The organism is Vibrio sp. 03_296 (genome assembly GCF_002265885.1).
Genome location: NZ_NPKW01000655.1, coordinates 1 through 1,038, shown reverse-complemented (window position 1 = coordinate 1,038; position 1,038 = coordinate 1). Strand labels below are relative to the sequence as shown.

At 46.6% G+C, this 1,038-nt stretch carries 3 protein-coding genes; all 3 read right to left on the bottom strand.

Annotated features, from left to right (window positions below):
* Nucleotides 1–78: 78 nt before the first annotated feature.
* The 3 genes from CIK04_RS35745 to CIK04_RS35735 all read right to left on the bottom strand — a co-directional run bounded on the left by CIK04_RS35745 (nt 79) and on the right by CIK04_RS35735 (nt 958).
* Nucleotides 79–420 (bottom strand): hypothetical protein, encoded by a 342-nt coding sequence (locus CIK04_RS35745; protein ID WP_369597174.1) that lies wholly within the window; start codon nt 418–420, stop codon nt 79–81.
* Between the two features lie 53 nt (nt 421–473).
* Complete coding sequence (locus tag CIK04_RS35740; protein WP_369597173.1) at nt 474–656, bottom strand: hypothetical protein; 183 nt, start codon at nt 654–656, stop codon at nt 474–476.
* Nucleotides 657–736: 80 nt separating this feature from the next.
* The gene (locus CIK04_RS35735; RefSeq protein WP_369597172.1) at nt 737–958 is read right to left on the bottom strand and encodes a hypothetical protein; all 222 of its coding nucleotides are present in this window, start codon (nt 956–958) and stop codon (nt 737–739) included.
* Nucleotides 959–1,038 lie beyond the last annotated feature (80 nt).

The following is a 1,038-nucleotide window of genomic DNA, read 5'->3' as shown; positions in this document are numbered from 1 at the left end:
TTTCCTTTGTCGGAAGAGTGTTTTTTGATGATCGTACAGAGGGTTAAGGTACGCCTTAACCCTTTTAAGGAAGGAGATTTAGAACAACTTGCTCGACCAACCAAGCTTGTTACGTAATACGTGATAGTAGCTGTAGTCTTTTGGATGGATCAGACGAAGTCGATTGGCTCTGGTAGATGTGATCTCATCGCCGGGAGATACGGGAAGAGAGACTTGGCCATCACAGCTGACTTCTTGTGTTCCTCGGTTGTCTGGCGATACCAGTAGTTTAATTCTGCGATTGCCATCTACGACTAATGGTCTACTTGAAAGTGTATGAGGGAACATTGGCACCAAAGAAATGGCGTTCAGGCTCGGTGATAAAATTGGGCCCCCGCCAGCAGAGCGAGTAAGCGGTTGAACCTGTTGGTGTGGAGACAATTAAACCGTCTGCACGTAGGAAACGCAAAGCTCTCATCGATGTAAACCTCAACTCAATCATATGACGCGACTTGCCATGGATGGAGCACCGCTTCATTGAGTGCCGCGTTGTGGCTTTTTACTTGCCCATGCCGGTGGATTTCTGCTTCAAGCAAAAAACGTTCTTCCTCGATGTAGGCTCCGTCCAACACGGCTTTCAGAGATTGCTGGAAATCTTCAGGGTTCAAGTCGGTCAAGATCCAGATCTGCCTCTGTTTACTCCGATAACACGGGTGTTGAGCGAGAGAGAATACGTGCTGCACCGAGCATATTGCCATCACCACCTAACCACGATGGCCAARTCGGCTTTTTCACCTAACTCGACCAAACCAGCAAAGTGCTCTTCGGGAACATCATTGAGAATGGCGGAAAGTCGATCGTCAATAAATACCTGATAGCCGAGTGAGTTCAACCAATGATATAGGTCGCGATGTGTCTGAATCGCTTGTTGATCTCTTGGCTTACCGATAATGGCGATCACGTTAAATGGTTTTTTCATAGCTTTTCCGCACTAAAAGAGGCTGAAATCGGGATTCTCATCCCCATAATAATGGCAAGATTATCTAACTTTGCGAATTT